Origin of the sequence: Robertkochia sediminum, from assembly GCF_016786255.1 — a bacterium.
Classification (GTDB): Bacteria; Bacteroidota; Bacteroidia; order Flavobacteriales; family Flavobacteriaceae; genus Robertkochia; species Robertkochia sediminum.
Genome location: NZ_JADMKT010000080.1, coordinates 1 through 4,105, shown reverse-complemented (window position 1 = coordinate 4,105; position 4,105 = coordinate 1). Strand labels below are relative to the sequence as shown.

Here is a 4,105-nt window from a genome sequence, read left to right as displayed (position 1 = left end):
GGAGACCGGATCTAAAGCGAGCAAAAGTGCCTGAGGAAGTACGATCTTAAATTTTAAAATACCATGAGTAAATCCCTTGAACCCTTGCGACTATCTATCGGTATTGATGTTTCTAAAGACATGCTTTCCATGTGTTCTTGTGTGCTGGATATCAATTTAGAAAAGTATTTTGAACACCCGCAAGATCAACCCAACACTAAACAAGGTTTTGGTCGTGTACTCCACTGGATCAGTAAACTGCCACAGGCCCATGTGGCTCCGATCGTAGTGATGGAAGCCACCGGGGTGTATCACGAAGCCTTGGCGATCTTTTTATACAGTTCCGGGATCGATGTGAGCATCATGCAGGGCGGTCGCGTAAAGCGCTATGCCCAAAGCCTGGAACAACGTTCCAAGACCGATATGTTAGACAGCCGGGTATTGGCCAGCTTGGGGGTGGAACGTCGGTTAACGCTGTGGTCACCTCCCTCGCCCTTATTAAGAGATCTAAAAAGCCTGAGCAGGGAACGTAGTTTATTGATCCGCGAACGCAGTCATGAGAAGAATATAGAACACGCCCTGACCAATGCGGGTTCTTATCATGCAAGAACCTTAAAACGGCTTAAACAACGTCTGGTTTTATTAAACAAGCAGATCACCCAGGTAGAACAGGAAATGCAACAGCTTATGGAAACAGATCCCGAGTTAATGCAAAAGATGGATTACCTGATGAGTATTCCAGGGATCTCCTTCGTGGCTGCTGCTACGGTCATCGCAGAGACCTTAGGCTTTAAGGACATCACCAGTGCCAAACAACTTACCAGCTATGTAGGCTATGATGTGGTCTTACGCGAGTCGGGAACCATGAAAGGCAAATCGAAGATCAGCAAGAAAGGCAACCGCCATATCCGGGCCGTACTTCACATGCCCTCCATGACGGCAGTGCGATGCAATCCGACATTAAAACCCTTTTACCAGCGTCTTAAAGCCACTAAATCCAAGCCCATCATTGGTCTGGTGGCCACCCAGCGAAAACTGCTGCTGCTGATGTACGCCCTTTGGAAAAGTGAAGCCTATTATGATCAAAACCATCATAAAACAAAAACAGCAAGCTCAAAAGAACTTGCTGCGCAGGATAGTGATTAACCGGAGTTAACACTTCCTATATTTTTTGGTAAATATACTTGTTTTATAACACAGTACCTATGCACAGGCGTGGGTAGCTGGCCTGGCCCGTGGCGTTGGCCTTTACCTCTGGCCGGGGCCAGGACAGCAAGTACGATAGCTTTGGTTTTTAATGCAGATCAATATAAAGAAAATAGTCTAATTCTTACAGAAATGTAGCGCTTGGGTATAGCCAGTGTTATGCTTAGGCGTTTTTTATTTTTTGCTTTTTTCGAACTATTATCTTAAACCTAAAAACCCGAAAACTTTGAGAGTCTTGCAATATCTTGAATAAGCTTTTCGAAAGAATCTTTATTCCAGAATCGTGGATGCATATATCCGTGAGCTACACTATGGCGATTATTCCCTTCGTCAGTTGCTTTAGATCGATGATAATATTTTTTTATTTCTTCTAAAATAGCTACATATTCTATATTGTTTGGTTCGTTTTCTTGAATGGCTAATTCTATTAATCTAATACCAACTTTGCGATTCTTATTTATACCATTTTCATCCTTTAACTCGATTCCATACTCACTTGTAGTTGATCTAATTAACTCTTCCATGTATGAATATGCAAAGGGAGACAATACTGAATATGATTCTGGAAAAGCTTCATATATTTTTATCAATACGTCCCAATCAGGTGACCAATTCCTAAAATGGGAGTGTTTTAAAATTTCTTCAAAAGAATCTGCGATCTCCATATTTAATTTTGAGTAGTAAGTATCTTTTGTTTAGATTTTCCCGCTTAAGCATAACGGTAAGGCTATGCACAGGCGCGGTTGGGTTAGCTGGCCGACCTTTTGGCCTTTGGCGCTGGCGGAGGCCAGCAACCTTTATGCAAGGCCGATTTTCTTTGTTTTGGTTGTGGAGATCAAGATACAGAAAATAGTCTAATTCTTACAGAAAAGCAGCGCTTGGGTATAGCCGATGTTACCACACGTATTTATTTTTCATTTTCGACTAACCATTTAAGACTTTGATCAAAGTATTTTTTCATTGATTTATTTAGAAATTGGTTGTAATCTGTTTTTTCTCCTCTTTCAAATGACAGCCATGCCATAGTGTAGGCAATTATTTGTTCAGGCAAGTATCCTTGATTACTGGAACTCCAGCTAAACCCATTTGAGATGAATTGAAAACGAGAATTACCAATGAAGATACCGAACCCATAAACTATTGCCATTATATCGGTTAATATTTCATCATTCTCTTCAATTCTGTTTTCCCCTAATAAGATCTGGTGGGAAAGTTCGTGAGATATTGTTGCTATTAATGAAATGGGATTTTTTAATTGCTGATTCTCTATTGAAATGGTTGTTTGGTCATTTTTCATTTCAAACGTTCCAGCAGCGCTTTTCCAACTTCCATTGATATCTGCAGGTGTAGTCAATAGTGTACCATCACTCATTTCAATAGGGGAGTCGTTGAAAAAATCCAATTGGATGTCGACATTAGAAATACACATTAATTCCATTGTGCGCTTTAGAATAAACTCTGCATCGCTCTCAGTACCATCAAAATCTCTTTCAAAGAATCCTTTAGTAGGAGTTACAGTCTTAATCTCCATGAAATGCTTTTCGCCTAATTCTCGACGCAACCAATTTAGATCTTGATCAATCCAAATTTTGTCTTCAAGAGTAATCGGTAATTTAATTTTCTTTTTCCAGAACATTTTGGTTTTTCAATATGTGTGGTAACGGTCGGGCTATGGCTCGTGGCGGGCGGGTTGATTAATGCGTCCGATGGAAACGAATAGCCTGGTTGAGTTCATGAATATTATTTCTTTTTTAGAAGTACTACACCAGCCATGAGATATAGCCGACTTAAGTTTGATTTGTATAATTTTTAAAGATCAATCAGAAAGAACAAAAGAGTGGATTAAGGTCAATATAGCCAGTGAATGTTTTCAATTCGTCAACATTGATGATCCCCACTCTTTTCTACTGCTATTTCGTTCAGTTCTATGAGACGTCCAGATCTCGATTCTAAGTTGTTGAAACTCCAGTAGCCTGTTCTTTCCTCATTCAGTTCTTATGACTAAAAATACTAAAATCTACGGAGTAGACATCAGTAAAGATGTATTCGATGTAATGGATGAACAAGGGGTTCATCAAAAATTTTCTAATGACCCTTCCGGCTTTAAATCCTTTTTAAAAACCCTGGATAAGGATGGGCTGGTGGTGATGGAAGCTACAGGGTATTATCATTATCGACTCGCTCAGTTTCTTTACCGAAAGAACGTTGCTGTATCAGTGGTAAATCCTCTTCAGGTGAAGCGTTTTATTCAGATGAAGTTGTCTAAAGTAAAAACAGATAAGAGCGATGCCAGGGCTATTTGTGAATATGCCCAAAAGAATCAAGTACCTCTTTACAATGCACTTAATGAAACACAGGCAGAGTGCCTGCAGCTCTTTCGCTTATTGGATAGTTACCTGAAAAAACGAACAGCCATAAAAAACAAGCTTCATGGCGAAGAAGCTTTGGGAAGACCTTCAAAAGTAGTTTACCACTCTCTGAACCGCACGCTAAAGCATTTAAACAAGGAAATCGAGATGTTGGAGTCACGTTTGCTGGAGTTGGTCAAGAAGGAGCAGCAACAGCAATTAACAAACCTGAAAAGCATTCCCGGAATGGGGACTAAAACAGCCTTGTTTCTTATCATCATCACCGATGGTTTTACCAAGTTTGAAAACGCTTCACAGCTATGCAGTTATGTGGGGATCACCCCTACCATTAGGGTGTCAGGCAAAAGTGTTCGCGGCAAAAGCAGGATCAGTAAAAGAGGAAACCAGAAACTCCGCAACCTGGTGTTCTTATGCGCCTTCTCGGCCTGTAAACACAATAAAGCCTGTAAGGAACTCTATGACCGGATAGTCGACAAAGGAAAAAGTAAAAAACTGGCCCTGATTGCTGTAGCTAATAAACTGCTGAAGCAAGCCTTCGCAGTGGCTACATC

The 4,105-nt window shown here is 40.6% G+C and carries 4 protein-coding genes; 2 read left to right on the top strand and 2 right to left on the bottom strand.

The features are described from left to right. The first annotated feature begins 63 nt into the window (after positions 1 to 63). Positions 64 to 1,125 (top strand): IS110 family RNA-guided transposase, encoded by a 1,062-nt coding sequence (locus IS446_RS13315; RefSeq protein ID WP_203061251.1) that lies wholly within the window; start codon positions 64 to 66, stop codon positions 1,123 to 1,125. Between the two features lie 269 nt (positions 1,126 to 1,394). On the opposite strand, the gene IS446_RS13310 is transcribed toward IS446_RS13315, so the two are convergent. Beyond that, a complete protein-coding gene (locus IS446_RS13310) occupies positions 1,395 to 1,850 on the bottom strand; it encodes a hypothetical protein (RefSeq protein ID WP_203061250.1) in 456 nt (151 codons plus the stop codon). Positions 1,851 to 2,092: 242 nt separating this feature from the next. Continuing rightward, positions 2,093 to 2,821 (bottom strand): hypothetical protein, encoded by a 729-nt coding sequence (locus IS446_RS13305; RefSeq protein ID WP_203061249.1) that lies wholly within the window; start codon positions 2,819 to 2,821, stop codon positions 2,093 to 2,095. Positions 2,822 to 3,182: 361 nt separating this feature from the next. On the opposite strand from IS446_RS13305, the gene IS446_RS13300 reads away from it, so the two are divergent. After that, the coding region (locus IS446_RS13300) for an IS110 family RNA-guided transposase (protein ID WP_203057168.1) at positions 3,183 to 4,105 on the top strand (923 nt) is incomplete at its 3' end.

Excerpts from the sequence above, each read along its gene's own strand:
- IS446_RS13315 (WP_203061251.1), top strand. The coding sequence starts at position 64 with ATGAGTAAATCCCTTGAACCCTTGCGACTATCTATCGGTATTGATGTT.
- IS446_RS13310 (WP_203061250.1), bottom strand. The coding sequence starts at position 1,850 with ATGGAGATCGCAGATTCTTTTGAAGAAATTTTAAAACACTCCCATTTT.
- IS446_RS13305 (WP_203061249.1), bottom strand. The coding sequence starts at position 2,821 with ATGTTCTGGAAAAAGAAAATTAAATTACCGATTACTCTTGAAGACAAA.